The 19383-nt window shown below is 67.5% G+C and carries 19 protein-coding genes; 6 read left to right on the plus strand and 13 right to left on the minus strand.

The window, feature by feature from the left end; all coding sequences use genetic code 11:
• Position 1: 1 nt before the first annotated feature.
• The 6 genes from ACP5M5_RS02045 to ACP5M5_RS02070 form a co-directional block, all read right to left on the minus strand.
• Positions 2 to 664: a MarC family protein gene (locus ACP5M5_RS02045; protein ID WP_274964306.1), complete on the minus strand. Its 663-nt coding sequence runs from the start codon at positions 662 to 664 to the stop codon at positions 2 to 4.
• 109 nt (positions 665 to 773) lie between these two features.
• On the minus strand, positions 774 to 1952 hold the full coding sequence (locus ACP5M5_RS02050; protein ID WP_427935192.1) for a lytic transglycosylase domain-containing protein: 1179 nt from the start codon (positions 1950 to 1952) through the stop codon (positions 774 to 776).
• 144 nt (positions 1953 to 2096) lie between these two features.
• Positions 2097 to 3158 carry a bifunctional DNA-binding transcriptional regulator/O6-methylguanine-DNA methyltransferase Ada gene (ada, locus tag ACP5M5_RS02055; RefSeq protein WP_427935194.1) on the minus strand — a complete coding sequence of 354 codons (1062 nt, stop codon included), beginning with the start codon at positions 3156 to 3158 and terminating at the stop codon, positions 2097 to 2099.
• Complete coding sequence (locus ACP5M5_RS02060; protein ID WP_427935195.1) at positions 3155 to 3634, minus strand: DUF1203 domain-containing protein; 480 nt, start codon at positions 3632 to 3634, stop codon at positions 3155 to 3157. Before ACP5M5_RS02060 ends, ada begins: the two co-directional genes overlap by 4 nt.
• Before the next feature lie 240 nt (positions 3635 to 3874).
• Positions 3875 to 5308 carry a pyruvate kinase gene (gene pyk, locus ACP5M5_RS02065; RefSeq protein WP_427935197.1) on the minus strand — a complete coding sequence of 478 codons (1434 nt, stop codon included), beginning with the start codon at positions 5306 to 5308 and terminating at the stop codon, positions 3875 to 3877.
• Between the two features lie 17 nt (positions 5309 to 5325).
• Complete coding sequence (locus ACP5M5_RS02070) at positions 5326 to 6615, minus strand: glycerate kinase type-2 family protein (protein WP_427935280.1); 1290 nt, start codon at positions 6613 to 6615, stop codon at positions 5326 to 5328.
• Positions 6616 to 6708: 93 nt separating this feature from the next.
• Here ACP5M5_RS02070 and ACP5M5_RS02075 point away from each other — a divergent pair, with 93 nt between their 5' ends.
• The 4 genes from ACP5M5_RS02075 to ACP5M5_RS02090 all read left to right on the plus strand — a co-directional run bounded on the left by ACP5M5_RS02075 (position 6709) and on the right by ACP5M5_RS02090 (position 9221).
• Positions 6709 to 7020, plus strand: coding sequence for a DUF1244 domain-containing protein (locus ACP5M5_RS02075; RefSeq protein ID WP_427935199.1), 312 nt, complete (start codon positions 6709 to 6711; stop codon positions 7018 to 7020).
• A 53-nt stretch (positions 7021 to 7073) separates the two neighbouring features.
• Positions 7074 to 7352, plus strand: a complete 279-nt coding sequence (locus ACP5M5_RS02080; RefSeq protein WP_274964300.1) for a DUF2312 domain-containing protein — start codon at positions 7074 to 7076, stop codon at positions 7350 to 7352.
• 45 nt (positions 7353 to 7397) lie between these two features.
• Positions 7398 to 8111 (plus strand): M48 family metallopeptidase, encoded by a 714-nt coding sequence (locus tag ACP5M5_RS02085; RefSeq protein ID WP_427935200.1) that lies wholly within the window; start codon positions 7398 to 7400, stop codon positions 8109 to 8111.
• A 108-nt stretch (positions 8112 to 8219) separates the two neighbouring features.
• Positions 8220 to 9221, plus strand: coding sequence for a zinc-binding alcohol dehydrogenase family protein (locus tag ACP5M5_RS02090; RefSeq protein WP_427935201.1), 1002 nt, complete (start codon positions 8220 to 8222; stop codon positions 9219 to 9221).
• Positions 9222 to 9261: 40 nt separating this feature from the next.
• Here the strand turns inward: ACP5M5_RS02090 and dnaA are convergent, their stop codons facing one another.
• The 4 genes from dnaA to mutM form a co-directional block, all read right to left on the minus strand.
• Positions 9262 to 10782, minus strand: coding sequence for a chromosomal replication initiator protein DnaA (gene dnaA / locus ACP5M5_RS02095; protein ID WP_427935202.1), 1521 nt, complete (start codon positions 10780 to 10782; stop codon positions 9262 to 9264).
• 429 nt (positions 10783 to 11211) lie between these two features.
• Positions 11212 to 11481, minus strand: coding sequence for a 30S ribosomal protein S20 (gene rpsT / locus ACP5M5_RS02100; protein WP_427935203.1), 270 nt, complete (start codon positions 11479 to 11481; stop codon positions 11212 to 11214).
• Between the two features lie 110 nt (positions 11482 to 11591).
• A complete protein-coding gene (locus ACP5M5_RS02105) occupies positions 11592 to 12386 on the minus strand; it encodes an enoyl-CoA hydratase (RefSeq protein WP_427935204.1) in 795 nt (264 codons plus the stop codon).
• Positions 12387 to 12407: 21 nt separating this feature from the next.
• Positions 12408 to 13250, minus strand: coding sequence for a bifunctional DNA-formamidopyrimidine glycosylase/DNA-(apurinic or apyrimidinic site) lyase (gene mutM, locus ACP5M5_RS02110; protein ID WP_427935205.1), 843 nt, complete (start codon positions 13248 to 13250; stop codon positions 12408 to 12410).
• Between the two features lie 30 nt (positions 13251 to 13280).
• Here mutM and ACP5M5_RS02115 point away from each other — a divergent pair, with 30 nt between their 5' ends.
• Both ACP5M5_RS02115 and coaBC read left to right on the plus strand, forming a co-directional pair.
• Positions 13281 to 14045: a class I SAM-dependent methyltransferase gene (locus ACP5M5_RS02115; protein WP_427935207.1), complete on the plus strand. Its 765-nt coding sequence runs from the start codon at positions 13281 to 13283 to the stop codon at positions 14043 to 14045.
• Entirely contained in the window at positions 14045 to 15253 is a 1209-nt protein-coding gene (coaBC, locus tag ACP5M5_RS02120; RefSeq protein ID WP_427935208.1) for a bifunctional phosphopantothenoylcysteine decarboxylase/phosphopantothenate--cysteine ligase CoaBC, read from the plus strand. The genes ACP5M5_RS02115 and coaBC overlap by 1 nt, the downstream gene beginning before the upstream one ends.
• Before the next feature lie 106 nt (positions 15254 to 15359).
• Here the strand turns inward: coaBC and ACP5M5_RS02125 are convergent, their stop codons facing one another.
• The 3 genes from ACP5M5_RS02125 to ACP5M5_RS02135 all read right to left on the minus strand — a co-directional run bounded on the left by ACP5M5_RS02125 (position 15360) and on the right by ACP5M5_RS02135 (position 19339).
• Positions 15360 to 16370 (minus strand): extracellular catalytic domain type 1 short-chain-length polyhydroxyalkanoate depolymerase, encoded by a 1011-nt coding sequence (locus tag ACP5M5_RS02125; RefSeq protein WP_427935209.1) that lies wholly within the window; start codon positions 16368 to 16370, stop codon positions 15360 to 15362.
• A 151-nt stretch (positions 16371 to 16521) separates the two neighbouring features.
• Complete coding sequence (locus ACP5M5_RS02130; RefSeq protein WP_427935210.1) at positions 16522 to 18312, minus strand: EAL domain-containing protein; 1791 nt, start codon at positions 18310 to 18312, stop codon at positions 16522 to 16524.
• A gap of 154 nt (positions 18313 to 18466) precedes the next feature.
• Positions 18467 to 19339: a 3-hydroxybutyryl-CoA dehydrogenase gene (locus tag ACP5M5_RS02135; RefSeq protein WP_427935282.1), complete on the minus strand. Its 873-nt coding sequence runs from the start codon at positions 19337 to 19339 to the stop codon at positions 18467 to 18469.
• Positions 19340 to 19383: the final 44 nt, after the last annotated feature.

The raw sequence follows: 19383 nt of genomic DNA on the forward strand, positions 1-19383 counted from the left end.
GCTACTGCGCAAACACCGGTTTCAAGGTCGCCTGCACGCCGTCGATGGTGATCTGGGTGCCGATGCAGAGCAGCACGAAGGCGATCAGGCGGCTGAGCGTTGCAACGCCGGTCGGGCCGAGAAACCCGATCAGCCGGTCGGCGGAGCGGTACATGACCCAGATCAGCAGCGAAAGGGCGCAGGCGGCGAGCGAGGCGCCGAGAAAGAAGCCGCCGACCGCGATCCCCTCATGCGGTCGCTCGGAGGCCAGGGCGATGGAAACCGAGATCGCGCCGGGGCCGGCGGTGAGCGGCATGGTGAGCGGAAAAAACGCGATCGCCGCCGCCTCCCCCGCCGGCGCCGCGGCGCGCTCGGCCGGCCGCGCCTTGTGCTCGGGCCCCGAGAGCAGTTCCCAGGCCTTGACGGCAATCACCAGGCCGCCGGCGATGCGCAGCGCGGCGAGAGAAATGCCGAAGAAATTGAGAATATAGGTGCCGGCGAGGAGCGAGCCGAGCAGCACCAGGGTGGCGTAGATCCCGACCCGGCCGGCGATCCAGGCGCGTTCCGCGGGGCTGCGATCGGCGGTTGCCTCGTGAAAAATCAGCGCGCCGCCGATCGGGTTGACGATCGAAAATAGCGCCGGGAAGGCGAGCAGCACGCTCTTGATGGCCGCCGACCAGAACATCTTGCGGACCCCTCCGGGATGGTTACGGGAAACGTCGGCATGCCCGCTCGCGCCACGCGCGGCAACCGCCGGGGCGAACAATTTTCCGGGAAAGATCGCGCCGGCGCACTCAGGATTGGGCGTCTGGCGAGAGCACCAGGCACGTGCCGTGGCTCTTCGTCAGGCGTTCGCAGGCATCGATCGCGGCGGCGCGGGAAAGCCCGGTGAGGCGGGCGCGATAGAGCCGGGCGCGGGCCTGCTGCACTGTGCCGACCAGCGGCTGGCCGGCGCTGAGATGGGCGGCGTCGCGCGCGGCGAGCGCCGCCGCATGCGCTTGCGCGGCGCTGGCGAAGGCGCCGACCTGGATCGCCCAATCATGCCCGGCCGCCTCGCCCCGCCGCATTGGCAGCGGCTCGGCGACGGCCTGGGAAATCAGGTGAAAGCCGGCAGACCCGCCATGCCCGCCGCTCGCCGGGATGGGCGGCACATAGGCGGCAAGGGCGAGGCTCGAGTGCGATGCCGGCGCCGGCGCCGGTGCTGGGAGCGGCGGCAAGGGCTCGGCGGTCACCGGCGCGATCAAGGAGCGGCTCGCGACCTGAACCGGCGGCGCGCTGCGCGCGCTGGGCGGCGGCGCGCTCTTTGCGGCAAACAGCATCTGGCTGCCACGCCGCCCCGGCGGCACGATATCAGGGATCCGGTTATAGGCGAGCTGCTCGGACGGCGAGCGCCGGGCGGGATAGGTGCCGGCGATCGCCGGCGCGATCATGGCGACGTAGCGCCGCGTTTCATCCGGAAGCGGCGCGGCGCCAGCGAGATAGGTATCGAGCCGGCGCGGCCCGGCATTATAGGCGGCGAGGAAGGCCGGGATGCCATAGAGGTCATACATGGCCCGCAAATAGGCGGCGCCGGCGAGGATGTTGTTGTGCGGATCATAGGGATCCTCGCCGAGATGGTTTTCCGCCCGCATTTCCTCATAGGTTGCCGGCATCAGCTGCATCAGCCCCATCGCCCCGACCGACGAGGTGATCGGCCGGCCGGCGAGGAACTCATGCCCGCCGGATTCGACCTTCATGACCGCGCGGATCCAGCGATCCGGAACATCGAACCGTCGTGACGCCTCGGTGATGTAAGGGCCCCAGGGGTCATTGGGCGGGCCCGGCGGCGGATAGTGGCGGCGCGCCTCGGCGGCGTAGCGGGCGGCTTCCTCGCGCGCGGTCAGCGTGGAATGGCCAGCGCAGGCGGCGAGCAGGACGGGGAGCAGGAGCAGGACCAGACGGATGGCCAATCGGGACAGAGGCGGCGATGACATCCGGATCGACTCCCGGCCGGTTTGCCCCGCTCGGGCAGGGCAAAAACTCCCAAAAAACGACCCGCCCCCAAGGCTCGCACAGCTTTGCTGACAAAATCTCTGAGAAACGGCGTCTAAGCCACTATATGAAAACAGCTCCTGCGGTCAAGGCTTGTTTTTCGCCGCCGCCTCACGCGCCAGCAGAGCGCGCTTGCGGCCAACCCCCCAGGCATAGCCGGACAGCGCGCCGTCGCTGCGCACCACACGATGGCAGGGAATGGCAACCGCGAGCGGGTTGGCCGCACAGGCGCCGGCGACGGCGCGTGCCGCGCCCTTGGCGCCGATGCGTTCGGCGAGCGCCGCGTAGGACACCGTCATGCCGGGTGGAATCGCCTGAAGCGCGCGCCAAACCCGCTCTTGAAACGCGGTCCCTCGGATATCGAGCGGAAGATCAGCCGCCCTCTCCGGATGCTCGACCAGGGCGACGACGCGCGCGACCAAACGTGCGAAATCCGCATCACCGCCGATCAGCTCGGCCTCGGGGAAACGCGCCTGGAAATCGGCGAGCAGGGCCTCGCGCTCATCACCGAGTTCGATCGCGGCGATGCCCTGTTCGCTCGCCGCGACCAGGATGGCGCCGAGACTGGTGGCACAGAGGGCAAAACGGAGACGCGCCCCCGCGCCGCCGCCGCGCCAGGCGCGCGGCGCCATGCCGAGCCGCCGCGAAGCCTCGGCGTAGAATCGGCTGCTCGTGCCGAACCCCGCGTCATAGATCGCCTCTGTCACCGAGGCCCCTGCGGCGAGGGCGGCGCGGACGCGTTTGGCACGCCATCCAGCGGCGTAGGCTTTCGGGGTGAGGCCGGTCGCCGCCTTGAAGACACGATGGAAATGAAACCGGCTGAGGCCCGCACGCGCGGCGATGGCGCCGAGATCGGGCGGCGTCTCGGCCGCTTCGATCAGGCGGCACGCGGCTTCGATCGCCGCCGCGTGCCGGCTCGCCGTCGGCTCGTCAGGCCGGCAGCGGCGGCAGGGGCGAAACCCGGCCCGAGCCGCCGCCGCTGGATCCGCGAAGAAACGGAGATGCTCGGGCTTGGCGCGCCGTGCCGGGCAGCTCGGCCGGCAATAGACGCCGGTGGTGGTGACGGCATAAACGAAAGCCCCATCGGCAGCCCGGTCACGGGCGGCGACCGCCTCCCGCCGCGTCGCTTCAGTGTGAAAAATGCTCATGCGCGTTCCACTCTTGCCGCATAGCAGCCGGGGGCGGCAAAATGGATATGCAGATAAGCGGTTTCCTCGTCCGCGAACAGGTGAGCGATCTCGGTCTCGACCTCGCGCCCGTCGACCAGGGCCCGGTCGCGCATCATCCCCGCAGCGTCGAAGCCGCGGACGGCAAGGGTGCGAAGCCGGAGCTGCTCGGGAACCTGGTTCACGGCGTCGAACCGCGTCTCTCCTTCGCGCACATAGATGGCAAACCGCATGCGGTAGGGGGAGTGGACAGCGTGGTGTTCGTAGTTGACCAACAGCAGGGTGTCGCCCGGGTGTGAATCGGTGAGGCTGACGCGGCATGGATAGCCGGGAACGCGGTCGTCGGCGATCCGGCGAACAGCGCCCTGTGCGGCGAGTTCGGCATCGCTCATCGCGAAAAATGGTGCAAACGGTTCCGCCGGAAGGCCGAGAATGCGGAAAGCAGGGACGGCGTTCATGGCAAGGGCTCCTGTGAGTGTTGGTGAAGCTCACCTAACGCCCCGCCCCTACCAACGCGTTCCGTTTCTTGCGGCCAAATCCTCGGAGAGGTTGGTATGAAATGGGGGTCTTTTTTGAAAAAAAGAACCAAAAAACCTTTCCCGTTGGGCAGTGCCTGCGGCACTGCCCGTGCCGAGGCAGTTGCCACTCCGAGACATCGGGACAAAAGTCCTTTTGCTTCTTTTCTTCAAAAGAAGTGATTACTTGACTCTGGCGACGCGGAGCGCATTCGTCGTGCCGGGTTTGCCGAAGGGCACGCCGGCAACGACAACGATCTCTTCGCCGCTGCTGGCAAAACCTTCCTGCTCGACGAGGCGAAGCGCCCGCGCGACGGTCTCGGTCATCGAATGGGTGAGCGGCGTGATCAGCGCATGCACCCCCCAGGTGAAGGCCATCCGCCGCGCCGTCATGACATCGGGGGTGAGGCCGAGCACCGGGCAATCGGGCCGCTCGCGGGCGACGCGGAGCGCGGTGCTGCCCGAGGACGTGAAGGCGGCGATGGCCTTGGCCTCGATCGTGTGCGCAACCGCGCGGGCGGCAGCGGCGATGGCGTCGGCGGAGGAATGCTCCGGCCGCGGCCGCGCCGCCTCGGTGACCGCGCGCCAGCCGGGATCGCGCTCAACGCGGGCGACGATGCGGTCCATGATATTGACCGCCTCGAACGGATATTGCCCGGCCGCGGTCTCGGCCGACAGCATCACCGCGTCTGCGCCCTCGAACACCGCGGTCGCGACATCGGAGGCCTCGGCGCGGGTCGGCGCCGGCGCGTTGATCATGCTCTCCAGCATCTGGGTCGCGACCACCACCGGGCGGCCGAGCGCGCGCGCCGCGCTGACGATGCGCTTTTGCGCGAGCGGCACCTCCTCGGGCGGCAATTCGACGCCGAGATCGCCGCGCGCCACCATCACCGCATCCGAAAGCGCCAGAATGGCGTCGAGATTATCGAGCGCCTGCGGCTTTTCGAGCTTGGTCATGATCCAGGCGCGCCCGGCGGCGATTTCGCGCGCTTCGGCGACATCCTCGGGGCGCTGGACGAAGGAGAGGCCGATGCAATCGGCGCCATGATCGAGGGCGAAGGCAAGATCGGCGCGGTCTTTTTCGGTGAGCGCCGGGATCGGCAGCACGATATCGGGAACGTTGACCCCTTTGCGGTCAGACAGCGGGCCGCCGACCACGATTTCGGTCTCGAGATGGTCGTCACGCTTATGGGTGACGCGAAGGCGCAATTTGCCGTCATCGAGCAACAGCATGGTGCCGATCCGCGCCGCTTCGATGATCTCGGGATGCGGCAGTTCGACGCGGCGGGAATTGCCCGGCGTCGGGTTGAGGTCGAGGCGGAATGCCTGCCCGGTCTGCAGATGCACTCGCCCGCCGCCAAACCGCCCGACACGCAATTTCGGCCCTTGCACATCGGCGAGAATGCCGATCGGCCGCCCGAATTCCACCTCTAGCGCGCGGATCGCCTCGATCCGCGCGGCGTGATCCGCATGCGTCCCGTGCGAGAAATTGAGCCGGAACACATCCGCCCCGGTCTGAAACAGCCGTGCCAGAATTTCCGGCGTCGAACTCGCCGGGCCGATGGTCGCGATGATCTTGGTGCGACGGCGGCGGCGGAGATGGGGGTGTGGGCTCATCCGGGTCGGAATCCCCTTCATGCGATCAGAATGGCGCGGATATCATTGACATTGGTCAGCGTCGGGCCGGTGACGACGAGATCGCCGAGCGCCGCGAACAGGCCGTAGCTGTCGTGGGCAGCGAGGGCAGCGCGCGGGTCGAGCCCGGCCGCACGGGCGCGGGCGAGGGTTGTCGGCGTGATGATCGCGCCGGCCGCATCCTCGGTGCCGTCGATGCCGTCGCTGTCGCCGGCGAGGGCGAAAATCCCCGGCGCGCCGGCCAGCGCGAGCGCGAGGCCGAGCAGACATTCGGTATTGCGCCCACCGCGCGCCGGGCCGGCACCTGGCGCGGCGGCGGCGGCGAGCGTCACCGTCGTCTCGCCACCCGAGAGCAGCAGCGCGGGTGGGGACAGCGGCTGGCCGTTGCGGCGCACGCTGGTCGCGATACCGGCGAGCACGGTGCCGAGTTCGCGGCTCTCGCCCTCGAGCGCATCGCCGAGAATGAGCGGCGTAAGACCGGCGTCGCGCGCGCGCGCGGCGGCGGCCGCAAGCGCCAGCGCCGGGGTTGCGATGAGCTGAAAGGAGGCGTGGGGCAGATCGCCGGGCTTGGGCGTCTCCGCCGCCGCGGTGGCGAGATGAGCGCGGACGGCAGCCGGCGGGCTGATGTGATAGCGGGCGAGAATCTCACGCGCTTCTCCCGTGGTGGAGGGATCGGGCACCGTCGGGCCGGAGCCGATGACCGCCGGATCGTCGCCGGGGACGTCGCTGATCGCAAGTGTAACGAGCCGCGCCGGGCGCGCGCAGGCGGCAAGCCGCCCGCCCTTGATCGCCGAGAGATGCTTGCGCACCGTATTCATCTCGCCGATCGTCGCCCCCGAGGCGAGGAGGGCGCGATTGATCGCCTGCTTGTCGGCGAGCGTCACGCCGGGCGCCGGCAGCGCGAGCAGCGCCGAGGCGCCGCCCGAAATAAGCGCGAGCACCAGATCCTCCGGCTGCAACCCCTGCACCAGGCCGAGGATGCGCCGCGCCGCCGCTTCGCCGGCGGTATCCGGCACCGGATGGGCGGCCTCGACGACCTCGATCCGGCGCGTCGGCACGGCGTGGCCATAACGGGTGACGACGAGGCCGGAAAGCGAAACCGCCGGCCAGGCCGCTTCCACCGCCTGCGCCATCACCGCCGCCGATTTGCCGGCCCCGACGACGACCACCCGGCCGCGCGGCGGCGGCGGCAGATGGGCGGCGAGCACGCGGCGCGGATCGGCGCTGGCGACCGCGGCATCGAACACCGCTCGCAAAATCTCTCGTGCCGCCGCTTCCTCGAACGCCATGACGTTTTCCCTCCCCGCCGCCGCCGCGCTATGGCGAAGCGCCACCGGCGGCGCCATCTAGGCGGGATGGAGACTAACCCCAGGAGGCCAGCCATGACAAAGCCCACCGCCGACGATGCGACCCGCATCGCGCTCGAAGCCGCCGCGTTCCGCCGCCTCGTCGCCCATCTCCGCGAGCGGAGTGACGTCCAGAACATCGATCTCATGAACCTCGCCGGCTTCTGCCGCAACTGTCTCTCGCGCTGGTATCGCGAGGCGGCCGAGGAAGCCGGCATCGCCCTGACCGACCCCGAGGCGCGGGAAATCATCTACGGCATGCCCTACAAGGAGTGGCAGGCGAAATATCAAAAGCCGGCGAGCGAAGCGCAAAAGGCAGCCTTCGCGCAATCCCATCGCGATCATTGACCGCGGCGAGCCGCCAAGCTACCCCGGCCCGCCCAACGGATGGAGGCGATGGCATGGCGCTGAGAGATGTGACCAAGGAGACCAAGGCGGAGCCCGAGACCGGCGGCATCGCCGCCGAGCGGCTGCGCAGCCTCGTCGAGCGCATCGAGCGGCTGGAGGAGGAGAAAAAGGCCCTCGCCGATGACATCAAGGACGTGTTCGCCGAGGCCAAATCGGCCGGGTTCGATGTCAAAGTGCTGCGCCAGCTGATCCGGCTGCGCCGCCAGCAGCCGGCCGAGATCGAGGAGCAGGAGACCTTGCTCGATCTCTATCGCCGGGCGCTCGGCATGTAGCCGACGCGGTTGCGGCGGGGCGCGAAACCCGGCAGATTTGTTGCTATGAATGCGACTGAGGAGATTCTCACGCTTCCCGGCGGGCCGACCATGGTGCGCTGGCGCCGGCATGCGCAGGCGCGGCGGGTCAGTTTGCGTATCGATCCGCGCGGCGGCGGCGTCGTGGTGACGTTGCCGGCGCGGGCCGGGCGGCGGGCCGGGATCGCGCTCCTCATGACCCACGCCGATTGGGTCGCCGAGCGCATCGCCGCCCTGCCGCGCGCCATCGCGTTCGCCGATGGCGCCGAGATTCCGATCAACGGGCTTTCGCATCGCATTCGCCATCTGCCAGACGGCGATCCCGCCGGCGCGCGCGGCAGCGCCTGGCTCGCTTCGGGCACGCTCTACGTCACCGGCGGGGCGGAGTTCCTGACCCGCCGGGTCGGCGATTTCCTGCGCGCCGAAGCGCGCCGGCGGTTTTCAGCGCTCGCGCTCGCCAAAGCGGCGATGATCGGCCGGCGCCCGGCGCGCATCAGCGTCAAGGACACGCGGACGCGCTGGGGCAGTTGCGCCCGCGATGGGGTGTTGAGCTTTAGCTGGCGGCTGGTCATGGCCCCGCCCTTCGTGCAGGATTATGTCGCGGCCCATGAGGTCGCCCATCTGCGCCACATGGATCACGGCCCGTGTTTCTGGAGTTTGGTCGAGGACTTGACGCCGTGGCGGGCTGAGGGCGTGCGCTGGCTTACCGGCGAGGGCGCGCGCTTGCTCAGGATTGGCTGACGCGCGGTTTTGTGGCTTGCCAAGCGGCTGGCCGATGCTCTGATAGAGGCCGCGCTCTGAGAGAATGGCTCTGGTGAAATTGATAAAATCCCGGGGGGAACGAACGCCATGAAGGCCGTCGTCTATACCCATTGCCGCCCGATCGACGCGGAAGACGCCCTGTTCGATACCACCCTTCCCGATCCCGCGCCGCGCCAGCGCGACTTGCTGGTCGAGGTCAAGGCGGTCGCGGTCAATCCGGTCGATACCAAGCTCCGCCGCCAGGCCGATCCGGTCGGCGAGAAGCGGGTGCTCGGCTTCGATGCCGCCGGCGTGGTGCGGGCACTCGGCGCCGGGGTGACGCATTTCGGCGTCGGGGACGAGGTTTGGTATGCCGGCGCCATCAACCGTGCCGGCGCCAATGCGGAATACCAGATCGTCGATGAACGCCTGGTCGGGCGGCGGCCACGCCGGCTCGGCTTCGCCGAGGCGGCGGCGATGCCGCTGGCAACGCTCACCGCCTGGGAGATGCTGTTTGACCGCCTGCAGGTGCCACGCGCGGCGGCGGGCAGCCTTTTGATCGTTGGCGGCGCCGGCGGCGTCGGCTCGATGGCGATCCAGCTCGCCCGCCGCCTCACCGCGCTCACCGTCATCGCGACCGCGAGCCGCCCGGAAAGCGTCGATTGGTGCAAGCGCCTCGGCGCCCATCACGTCATCGACTATCGCGGCGACATTCCCGCCCAGCTCGCCGAACTCGGGTTTCGCAGCGTCGATGTCATCTTCTCGACCAACGCCTCCGATCAGCACTGGCCGGCGCTGGTGCGCGCCATCCGGCCGCAAGGACGGATCGGCCTGATTGACGATCCGGCGCCGATCGATGTCCGCGATCTCAAACAGAAATCGGTCTCGTTGCATTGGGAGGCGATGTTCACCCGCAGCCTGTTCGAGACGCCGGACATGGCGGAGCAGCAACGCATTCTGGAGCAGGTCGCGGCTTTGGTCGATGAGGGGGTGATTGAGACGATCCTCGCCGAGAATTTCGGCCGCATCGACGCCGCCAATCTGACCCGCGCCCATCGCCGCATCGAAAGCGGCACGATGCGCGGAAAAATCGTGCTCGAGGGGTTTTAGCGCGACCGCCGAGCCGATCCGCGGCGCGATCGGTTTTCCTTCAGGATTCGAGCATCCGGCGCAGCAATTCGACGTCTTCGGCGAACGCAGCGTCGCGTTCCATGAGCTCGCTGACGCGGGCGACGGCGTGCATGACGGTGGTGTGGTCGCGGTTGCCGAATTTGCGGCCGATCTCGGGAAGGCTGCGGCTGGTGAGCTGTTTCGCGAGATACATCGCGACCTGCCGCGGCCGCGCGACGTTGCGGGCGCGCCGGGCCGAGGCCATGTCGGTCAGGCGGATATTCCAATGCTCGGAAACCTTGCGCTGGATTTCCTCGATGGTGATGCGCCGGTCATGCGCCTTGAGGATGTCGTGCAAGACTTCCTGGGTGGTCTCGAGCGTGATCGGCCGCCCGAAGAGATTAGCATGCGCGATCAGACGGTTGAGCGCGCCTTCGAGTTCGCGGACATTGGTGGTGATCTTGTGGGCGAGGAAATCCATCACCTTGGCCGGCACCGCGACCCCGGCGCGGCTCGCCTTCGTCTCCAGGATGGAAAGCCGCAGCTCGAAGGTGGTGGCGTGCAGATCGGCGACCATGCCGCAGCCGAGCCGGGTGCGCAGACGGTCCTCAAGCCCCGAGAGATCGGAGGGGGATTTGTCGGCAGAGACCACGATCTGCTTGCCGGCATCGACCAGCGCGTTGAACGTGTGAAAAAATTCTTCCTGGGTGTTGTCTTTCCCGATCAGGAATTGGAGATCATCGACCATCAGCACGTCGGCGCCGCGGAGTTGCTCCTTGAACTCCATCGTCGCCTGGCTGCGGATCGCGGTGATGAAGCGGTGCATGAATTTTTCGGCTGACATATAGGCGACCGAGATCCGTCCGCCGCCGCGGCCGATCAAATCCCAGGCGATGGCATGCATCAGGTGGGTCTTGCCGAGGCCGACCCCGCCATAGAGAAACAGCGGGTTGAAGCCGGGCATCGCCGGCTGTTCGGCGACACGGCGGGCACAGGCATAGGCGAATTCGTTGGGTTTACCGACGACGAAATTGTCGAAATCGAAGCGCTTGTCGAGGCCGGCGGTATCGGGCGGCGAACGTTCCGGCGCGGCTCCGGCCCTTACAGCGGCCGCGCTTGGCTTTGCCACCGGCGGCGGCGCCAATGATTGCGGCGGGCTCGCGAGGCTTTCCGCGAACCCCCCGCCCGCCGACGCACCCCGTCCCCTGAGCGTGCCAGCCCGCATATCGACCCGGCGCACCGCCGGGTTTTCCATCTGCCAGAGCAGCACCAAGCGCTCGCCATAATGGCGGCGCACCCAGTCACGAAGAAAGCGCGTCGGCAGCAGAATGGTGATCTCGTCGCCGTCACACCCGGCGAGCACCATCTGGCGCAGCCAGGAGCGATATTCGACCTCGCCGACATCCGCCTGCAAGCGGCTCCGCACCCGGCTCCATTGCTTGGCAAGCTCGCCATCGACCCCGGCGCCCACCGGCGCCTCGCCCTCGGCGGCTTTGTCCGTACTCGCCAATGGCTCGAAGCCGCTGGCAAAAGCCGCGGCAAGACTGCGCTCCCGATCCATGCCGCTGTTGCCTGACACTGCCTCGCCCACCTCTCACGCCCCCCACTCTCTAGCCCTCCGTTCGCCACGGAGATCGTGGAGACGCCCAAAACCACCGATTACGTCTATCGCGCCGCCGCTCTCGCGAGCTACGTCAACAAACCATCGTCTACAGACAGAATTGAGAAGGGCGGACACTAAACCGAAGGTTCGGCGGAAGCAACCGAGAAAGTGGCCAAGACAAAATTAGTGCATATCGCGAGGCATACCTATAAAAACAGCAAAAAAATACCGACTTGCCCAGCCGAGCAAGGCATTTTTTACTTTTACGGCGGGCGCATACGGCAGAGAAATTGGTCAGGAAAAAACACCCCGCATCGATAGTCTGACACGGATTTGTCGTTTTCGACCGCGCGACCCGCCGCCGTCAAGATGGCAGGGGAGAAATTTTTACGAAAGCGCAAGTGCCTTGATGCGCGCTGCCAGCCGCGAGATCTTGCGCGACGCGGTGTTTTTCGGCAGCACGCCCTTGCCGGCGGCGCGTTGCAGCTCGGGCTCGGCGAGACGCAGCGCGGTCACCGCCGCCTCCTTATCGCCCCCGGCGATCGCCGCCTCGACCTTGCGGATGAAGGTCCGCACGCGCGACTTCCGGGCGCGGTTACGCTCGGTGCGGCGTGCCGTCTGGCGGATGCGCTTGCGCGCCGAAGCGGTATTGGCCATGGCCCCTCATCATCATCAAAAAGCCGAACACCCCGAACGGGCGGATACCCTTTCGAGCCAGGAAGCGCCTTCTAGAAAGCGCCGCCGGGCCTGTCAAGCGGCGGCACCCATCAGGCGCCGGGCTCGCCGCCGCGCCAGCCGGAAAACCGGGGCTTGCGCTTTTCCGCGAAGGCTGCCATGCCCTCCTGCTGATCCGCCGTTCCGAAGAGCGGCAGGAAGAGCGAGCGCTCGACCCGCACCCCCTCGCTGAGCGTGGTCTCGAACGCCCGATTGACCGCTTGCTTCGCGACCGCGAGCGCGACCGGCGACAGCGCCGCCATTTTTTCGGCGAGCGTCAGCGCCTCGGCCATAAGATCGGCGGCGGGCACGACGCGGGCGACAAGATTGGCGCGTTCGGCTTCATGGGCGTCCATCATGCGCCCGGTCAGGATCATCTCCATCGCCTTGGCCTTGCCGATTGCGCGCGTCAGGCGCTGCGTGCCGCCGGCGCCGGGGATGACCCCGAGATTGATCTCCGGCTGGCCGAATTTCGCGGTCTCGGCGGCGAGGATGATGTCACACATCATCGCGAGTTCGCAGCCGCCGCCCAACGCGAACCCGGCAACCGCGGCGATCACCGGCTTCTTCACCGTGGTGACGATTTCCCAGGGCGCGATGAAATCCTCACGCATCACCTCCGGATAGCGGCGCGGCAGCATTTCCTTGATGTCGGCGCCGGCGGCGAAGGCCTTTTCCGAGCCGGTGAGGATGATCGCCGCGATCGCCGGATCCGCGTCGAAAGCGCGCAATTGCGCCCCGAGTTCGGCCATCAGCCGGTCGCAGAGCGCATTCAACGCCTGCGGGCGGTTGAGGCGAATGATCCCCGCCTTGCCCACGGTTTCGACCACGATCATCTCTGGTGCCATGCTATGTCTCTCCCTCTCGTCTCAGCGTTGCCGGCGCGGACAATAGAACGAACTTCGCCCGGCTTGCACGAAACGCGCAACCCCGGCGCAACGCGGCGCGCCGGGACAAACCGGGCACGGCGCGCCGGCCCGGCCATAGACCCGCCACGCGTGCTGGAAATAGCCGAGTTCGCCATCGGGCTGAACGTAATCGCGCAAGGACGAGCCACCGGCGGCGATCGCCTCGGTCAGCGTCTCACGGATCGCGGCGACCAGGCGGGTCGTGCCAGCGCGCGAGATGTCACCGGCCAAGCGCGCGGGATGGAGGCCGGCGCGAAACAGCGCCTCCGCGACATAGATATTGCCGAGCCCAGCGACCACCCGCTGATCGAGCAGCACCGATTTGATCGGGCTCTGCCGCCCGGCAAGGCTGGCCGCGAGCCGGGCCGGGGTGAAGCCCTCCTCCAGCGGCTCCGGCCCGAGCCCGGCGAGCAGCGGATGCGCATCCTCGGCACCGCTGGCCACGAGATCGACGAGGCCGAAGCGGCGCGGATCTATGAAGCCGAGCCGAAACCCCGCCTCGGTCATCAGGAGCAGGTGGCAATGCGCCGGCTCGGGCACGTTGGCCCCAGGCGGCATGAGCAGGATGCGGCCCGACATGCCGAGATGCCAAAGCACGCTTTGCCCGCCGGCGAGCCGCATGAGAATATATTTCGCGCGGCGGCGAAAGCCGCTCACCCGCGCGCCGGTGAGCGCGGCGACGAGGTCGGGCGGCACCGGACGGCGAAGATCGGCGCGGCGAAGCTCCGCCCGCGCGATCACCTGGCCGAGCAGCCGCCCCGCCATTGCGCGCATCACCGTCTCAACTTCGGGGAGTTCCGGCATGATCAGCTTTCAGGCTATAGGAAACCCATCATGAGCAACAGCCCAAGCCACGAGGCCACCACGGGGACCACCGATTTCGGCTTTCGCGCCGTCCCGCGCGCGGCGAAGAAGCCGATGGTGCGCGCCGTCTTCGAAAGTGTCGCCCGTCGCTATGATCTGATGAACGATCTGATGTCGCTTGGGCTCCATCGCGCCTGGAAACGGCGTTTCATCGACCGGCTCGCGCCGCGGAGCGGCGACACCCTGCTCGATCTCGCCGGCGGCACGGGCGATATCAGCTTCGGCTGGTTGGCTGCGGGCGGCGGGCGGGCGATCCTCTCCGATATCAATCCGGCGATGCTCGCGGTCGGGCGCGAACGGGCGCGGGCGCGCGGGATCGTCCGCGGGCTCGATTTTCTGATCGCCGATGCCGAGGCGCTGCCGCTCCCCGACCGCACCGTGGACCGCGTCACGATCGCCTTTGGTCTGCGCAACTGCACCGACAAAGAGGCCGTTCTTGCCGAAGCGCTGCGGGTGCTGCGCCCCGGCGGACGGTTTTTCTGCCTGGAATTCAGCCGCGTCCAGGTCGCCGCCCTGGTGCCGCTCTATGACGCCTGGTCGTTTGCGGTGCTGCCGCGCCTTGGCCGCATCGTTGCCCACGATTCCGAGAGCTATCAATACCTCGCCGAAAGCATCCGCACCTTTCCCGACCAGGAAACCCTCGCCGCGATGATGCGCAAAACCGGGTTTGCCCGGGTCGCCGTCGAGAGCCTCGCCGGCGGGATCGTCGCCATCCATGCCGGCTGGCGGCTTTGATGACGCTGGCCGGAAAACGGGTTCTCCTTATCATTGCCGGCGGCATCGCCGCCTATAAGGCTTTGGAACTGATCCGCTTGCTGCGCGGCGCGGGATGCGCGGTAACCCCGGTTTTGACCCGCGCCGGGGCGGAGTTCGTGACCCCGCTCGCCGTCCAGACGCTCGCCGAAAATACCGTCTATCAGAACCTCTTCTCGCTCACCGACGAGGCCGAGATCGGCCATATCCAGCTCTCGCGTGCCGCCGATCTCGTGGTGGTCGCGCCGGCGACCGCGCATATCCTCGCGCGGATGGCGGCCGGTCTTGCCGATGACCTCGCGACCACGCTTCTCCTCGCGACCGACAAGAATGTGCTGGTCGCGCCGGCGATGAATGTGCGCATGTGGCAGCACCCGGCGACGGCCGCGAACCTGGCGACGCTTGCCGCGCGCGGCGTTCATATCGTCGGGCCGGACGAGGGGGAAATGGCGTGCCATGAATTCGGCCCCGGGCGTTTGGCCGAGCCGCGCGCGATCTTCGATGCCATCGCAGCACTGCTTGCGCACGGGGGTCCCCTTGCCGGGCAGCACGCGATCGTCACCAGCGGCCCGACTCAGGAGCCGATCGACCCGGTGCGCTACATTGCCAACCGCAGCTCTGGCCGCCAGGGCCATGCCATCGCCGCGGCGCTGGCCGCCCTCGGCGCGCGGGTGACGCTGGTCGCCGGGCCGGTCGCGCTCGCCGATCCGCCGGGGGTTACCGTTTGCCATGTCGAGACCGCGCGGGAAATGCGCGATGCGGTTTTCGCTGCCCTGCCCGCCGCGATCGCCGTCTGCGCCGCGGCCGTCGCGGATTGGCGCGTGACCCATGCCGCCCAGGAAAAAATGAAAAAAACCGCCACCGCGCCGCCGGTCCTCGAACTCACCGCCAATCCCGATATCCTCGCCGAACTCGCCGCCGCCGGCCCGGCCCGGCCGCGTCTCGTGGTCGGCTTCGCCGCCGAGACCGAACATCTTGCCGCCCACGCCACCGCCAAGCGCGCGCGCAAGGGCTGTGACTGGATCGTCGCCAACGATGTCTCGCCCGCGACCGGTATCATGGGGGGCGCCGAAAACGCGGTGTTGCTGATCACCGCGGCGGGCACGGAGACCTGGCCGCGCATGACGAAGGACGCGGTCGCGCGCACGCTCGCCGCGCGCATCGCCACGCATTTCGCCGAAGGGGCGTAGGAAGGCCGATCGCGCCGGTCGAGTGATGCGGGTCTGGGGGCGCTGCCCCCAGCGGGTCGAGGGCAGCGCCCTCGCCTGCCTCTCCCGTGCCTTACGCCGGAAGACGTCAGTGCCAGAAGCGGGCGATTGCTTCGGTCGCGTCGATTTCGGCGCCGAGCACCCATTGTGAGGCTGGGCGACGGCGCGCCGCGTCCGCGCCGACCGGAAAACCGTGATCGAGGCCGGCGATCGACCAGGCCTCGACGTTCGGCTCTGCCTTATGTCCCCAGGTCCGCCGGGTGACCCCGGGAGAGACCTGGTTTGCCGCCGCGTCCCCGACGTCGAGCCCATGCAGCGCCGTCCATTGCCGAACGAGATTCTCGCCATTGCCGGGATCGACCACCCGGTCGGCCTCGCCATGCCAGATGGAAAGCCGCGGCCAGCGCCCTTTGTGACCGCACTGGGCGGTGATCAAGGTCGCCCAAGCGGCTGGAGTCATGTTAGCCGGCCCCGCATCATGCATGCGCAAAAACGCTTCGCTAGCATTGCTCGCGCAGCCGACCGGAAGCCCGGCGACGACCGCGCCGGCGGCGAAGGTCTCGGGATAGGCGGCCAGCAGCGCCGCCGCCATCGCGCCGCCGGCGGAAAGCCCGGCGACGAAGACCTGTGTCCGATCGCAGCGAAAGCGGCGAAGCGCGGTCTGGATCATTTGTCGGAGCGACAGCACCTCGCCGCGGCCGCGATGGGTATCGCCGTGGCTGTACCAGGAGAAGCAGCGCGCATGGTTGTTGCTGATGGCCTGCTCGGGTAGCAGCAGCACCCAGCCATGCCGGATCGCCGCCTCGACCCAGCCGCCGCTGGTGGCGAATTCCCCGGCGCCCTGACCACACCCATGCAACACCATCACCAGCGGCGCCCCGGGCAGCATCGCCGTCGTCGGACGAAAAACCCGCATCGCGAGCCGCCCAGGGTTCGACCCGAAGTCCGCGATGTCGAGCCATTCGCTCTCGGCCGGTCCGTCCCAGGGCATCAGGAAGCGCTCGAACCCGCTTCGCCAACGCCGCGAGAGGCTGTGGCGAAGCCGCGCGAGCGCGAGGCGTGGCGGGAGAATAGGCTGTGAAAACGACGACGAAAGCATGTGATCCGCCCTTTCTTGGGGAACGCTTTCGCGATATGGGGTCGTGTTTGCTGCATTGCAGCATAGTCTCGCATAAGGGTGACAGCGCACCATTGCGCAGAACGCATGGCTGATCGTCTGCGGCCACTTTCTCGCGGCGGCGGCGGCCGGGTCACGGCAGCGACACCGCGACCGCCGGTAAGGCATGATCGGCGAGCCAGAGCGCCAGGGTCTCGGCTGCCATCGGCCGCCCGATATGATAGCCCTGCCCCTCGTCACAGCTCCAGCCGGCAACCAAGGCGCAGATTTCCGCCGTTTCCACCCCCTCAGCGACCACCCGGTACCCCAGCTCATGGGCCATCAGGATCGCCGCCTTGACGATCGCGCGGTCACGCGCGCTGGTCGCGAGGACGCGGATGAAGGATTGGTCGAGCTTGACGACGCTGGCCGGCATGGATTTGAGATAGGCAAGGTTGCTATAGCCGGTGCCAAAATCATCGATCGCGATCTCGACGCCAAGATCGCGGATCGCGCGCAATTGCTGGTGCACGATGGTGCGGTTGGGCAGCAAGCTGCTTTCGGTGAATTCGAGTTCGATCGCCTCTGGGGGCAGGCGATAGCGACGGAGCAGCGTCGTGATGCGCCCGACGATGTCGCTGTTTTGTAAATCCCCGGCCGAGACATTGATCGAAACGCGAAGCGGCTGCCCTTTTTGGTGAAATTCGGCGATCTCGCGCATCGCGGCATCCATGACCCAGAAGGTGAGATCGGTCATCAGCGCGGTATTTTCGACGAGCGGGATGAATTCGCCGGGCGAGACCGGGCCGAGCGTCGGGTGGTTCCAGCGGATCAGCGCCTCGACCGCGCGGCAGAGGCCGCTGCGGAAATCAAGCCGCGGCTGAAAGACGAGCGTCAACTGGTCGGGCGCATCGAGGGCGCGGCGCAGTTCGCCGAGCAGCATATGCGCATCATGCCAGTCATCGGCGGCGCTTTGGCCGCGCGCCGTGGTCAATACCCGCCCGACCGCCCGCGCCTCGTGCGCGGCGAGAACGCCGCGTTGCAGCAGGGCCTTGTCCATGAAATCGCCGAGCCGGAACGGCACCACCCCGATGCTGGGATAGAGCGCGAGCGGCAAAGTCTCGCTGATCAGCCGGCGGAGATGAACGGCCATCTGGTCGAGCTTTTCCTGCCAGCCGATAGTCACCGATGGGTCAAGCAGAAAGCCGAAGCGAAGCGAGAGCGGATGATAGATCGGAATACCTTCCCCGAACGCGGCGCGGATGCCGCGGGTCATCGCCGTCGGCAAATCCCGTTCCCAACGCGGACCGAGCATCGTGAGATAGGTTGGCAGGTGATCCGGATCGGCGATGTCGAGCATCACGAAAAGCCGGCTCTGGCCGCGCTGGCGGCGGGTGAGATCGGCGAGATCCTCGCAGAATTGGGCGGCGTTCGGGAGCAGGCTGGTCGGGTGCAGGCGCCCCGAGGAATGGCGAAGCTCGATAAGCGCCATCACCTGGGCGGCGAGGATTTCGAGCGAGTGGCGTTCGGCGGCGGTGAGCGTGCGCGGCGTGCTATCAAGGATGGCAAGCGTGCCGATCGCGTAGCGGTCACGGGTGATCAGCGGCGCCCCGGCGTAAAAGCGGAGATGCGGCGCGCCGGTGACCAAGGGGTGGTCGCGAAATCTCGGGTCTTCGCGCGCATCGCTGACCACCAGGCTTTCATCGCCACGGATGGCGTGATCGCAAAACGAGGCCGTGCGCGGCATTTCGGTGAAATCGAGGCCATGGCGGGATTTGACCCATTGCCGTTCGGCGTCGATCAGCGAAATCATCGCGATCGGGACAGCGAAGCAGCGCGCGGCGAGCAGGGTGATGCGATCGAATTCGTCGTTCGGCGGCGTATCGAGCAACGCGAGTTGTCGCAGCGCTTCCAGACGCCTTGCTTCATCGCTTGCGGCGAGCACGCATCCCCCTGTTCGCTTGCCCGGCACGGGCGGAAACGGAGCATCTCTCCGCGCACTATGCGCGAAAAGCCTTACCGAACCGCTAACGCGATGATGGACTTGATTTTTAACGTCGTCCCCGGGCAGCGCGACGAAGCCGGCGGGGCAGACGACGTCAGCGTGTCGGACGGGGCGGGGTCTGGGTGTAATCGTAAAAGCCGCGCCCGGTCTTGCGACCCAGCCAGCCGGCCTCGACATATTTCACGAGAAGCGGGCAGGGGCGATATTTGCTGTCGGCGAGCCCTTCATAGAGCACCTGCATGATCGCGAGACAGGTGTCGAGGCCGATGAAATCAGCGAGTTCGAGAGGCCCCATGCGGTGATTGGCGCCGAGCCGCAACGCGGTATCGATCGCCGCGACCGAGGCGACGCCCTCATAAAGCGCATAGACCGCCTCGTTGATCATCGGCACCAGGATGCGGTTGACGATGAAGGCGGGAAAATCCTCGGCAACCGCGATGGTCTTGCCAAGCTTTTCGGCCAGAGCGCAGATCGCGCGAAAGGTCGGCTCGTCGGTCGCGATGCCGCGGATGATCTCGACCAGCTTCATCACCGGCACCGGATTCATGAAATGCATGCCGATGAATTTTTCCGGCCGATCGGTGCTGGCGCCGAGCCGGGTGATCGAGATCGAGGAGGTGTTGGAAGCGATCAGGCAATCGGGGCGGAGATGCGGCGTGAGGCTGGCATAGACCGCGCGCTTTAGCTCCTCTTTCTCGCTGGTTGCCTCGATCACCAGGTCGCAATCGCCGAAGCCGGAAAAATCGCCAGCGGTCTTGATGCGTGCGAGCGCGGCCGCTTTGTCGTCGACGGTGATCTGGCCGGATTTGATCTGCCGGTCCATGTTGCGCGCAATGGTTTCCATCGCCCGCGTCAGCGCCTCGGGTTTGACGTCCATCATGATGACATCGAGGCCGGCGATGGCCGCGACATGGCTGATCCCGTTGCCCATCAGCCCGGCGCCGATGACGCCGATTTTCCGGATCATTGGCACCGCGACCGGTGTCTCCGCCGGGCTCGCAGCGATGCCAG

The sequence above is a fragment of the Acidibrevibacterium sp. genome (assembly GCF_049965395.1).
Classification (GTDB): Bacteria; Pseudomonadota; Alphaproteobacteria; order Acetobacterales; family Acetobacteraceae; genus Acidibrevibacterium; species Acidibrevibacterium fodinaquatile.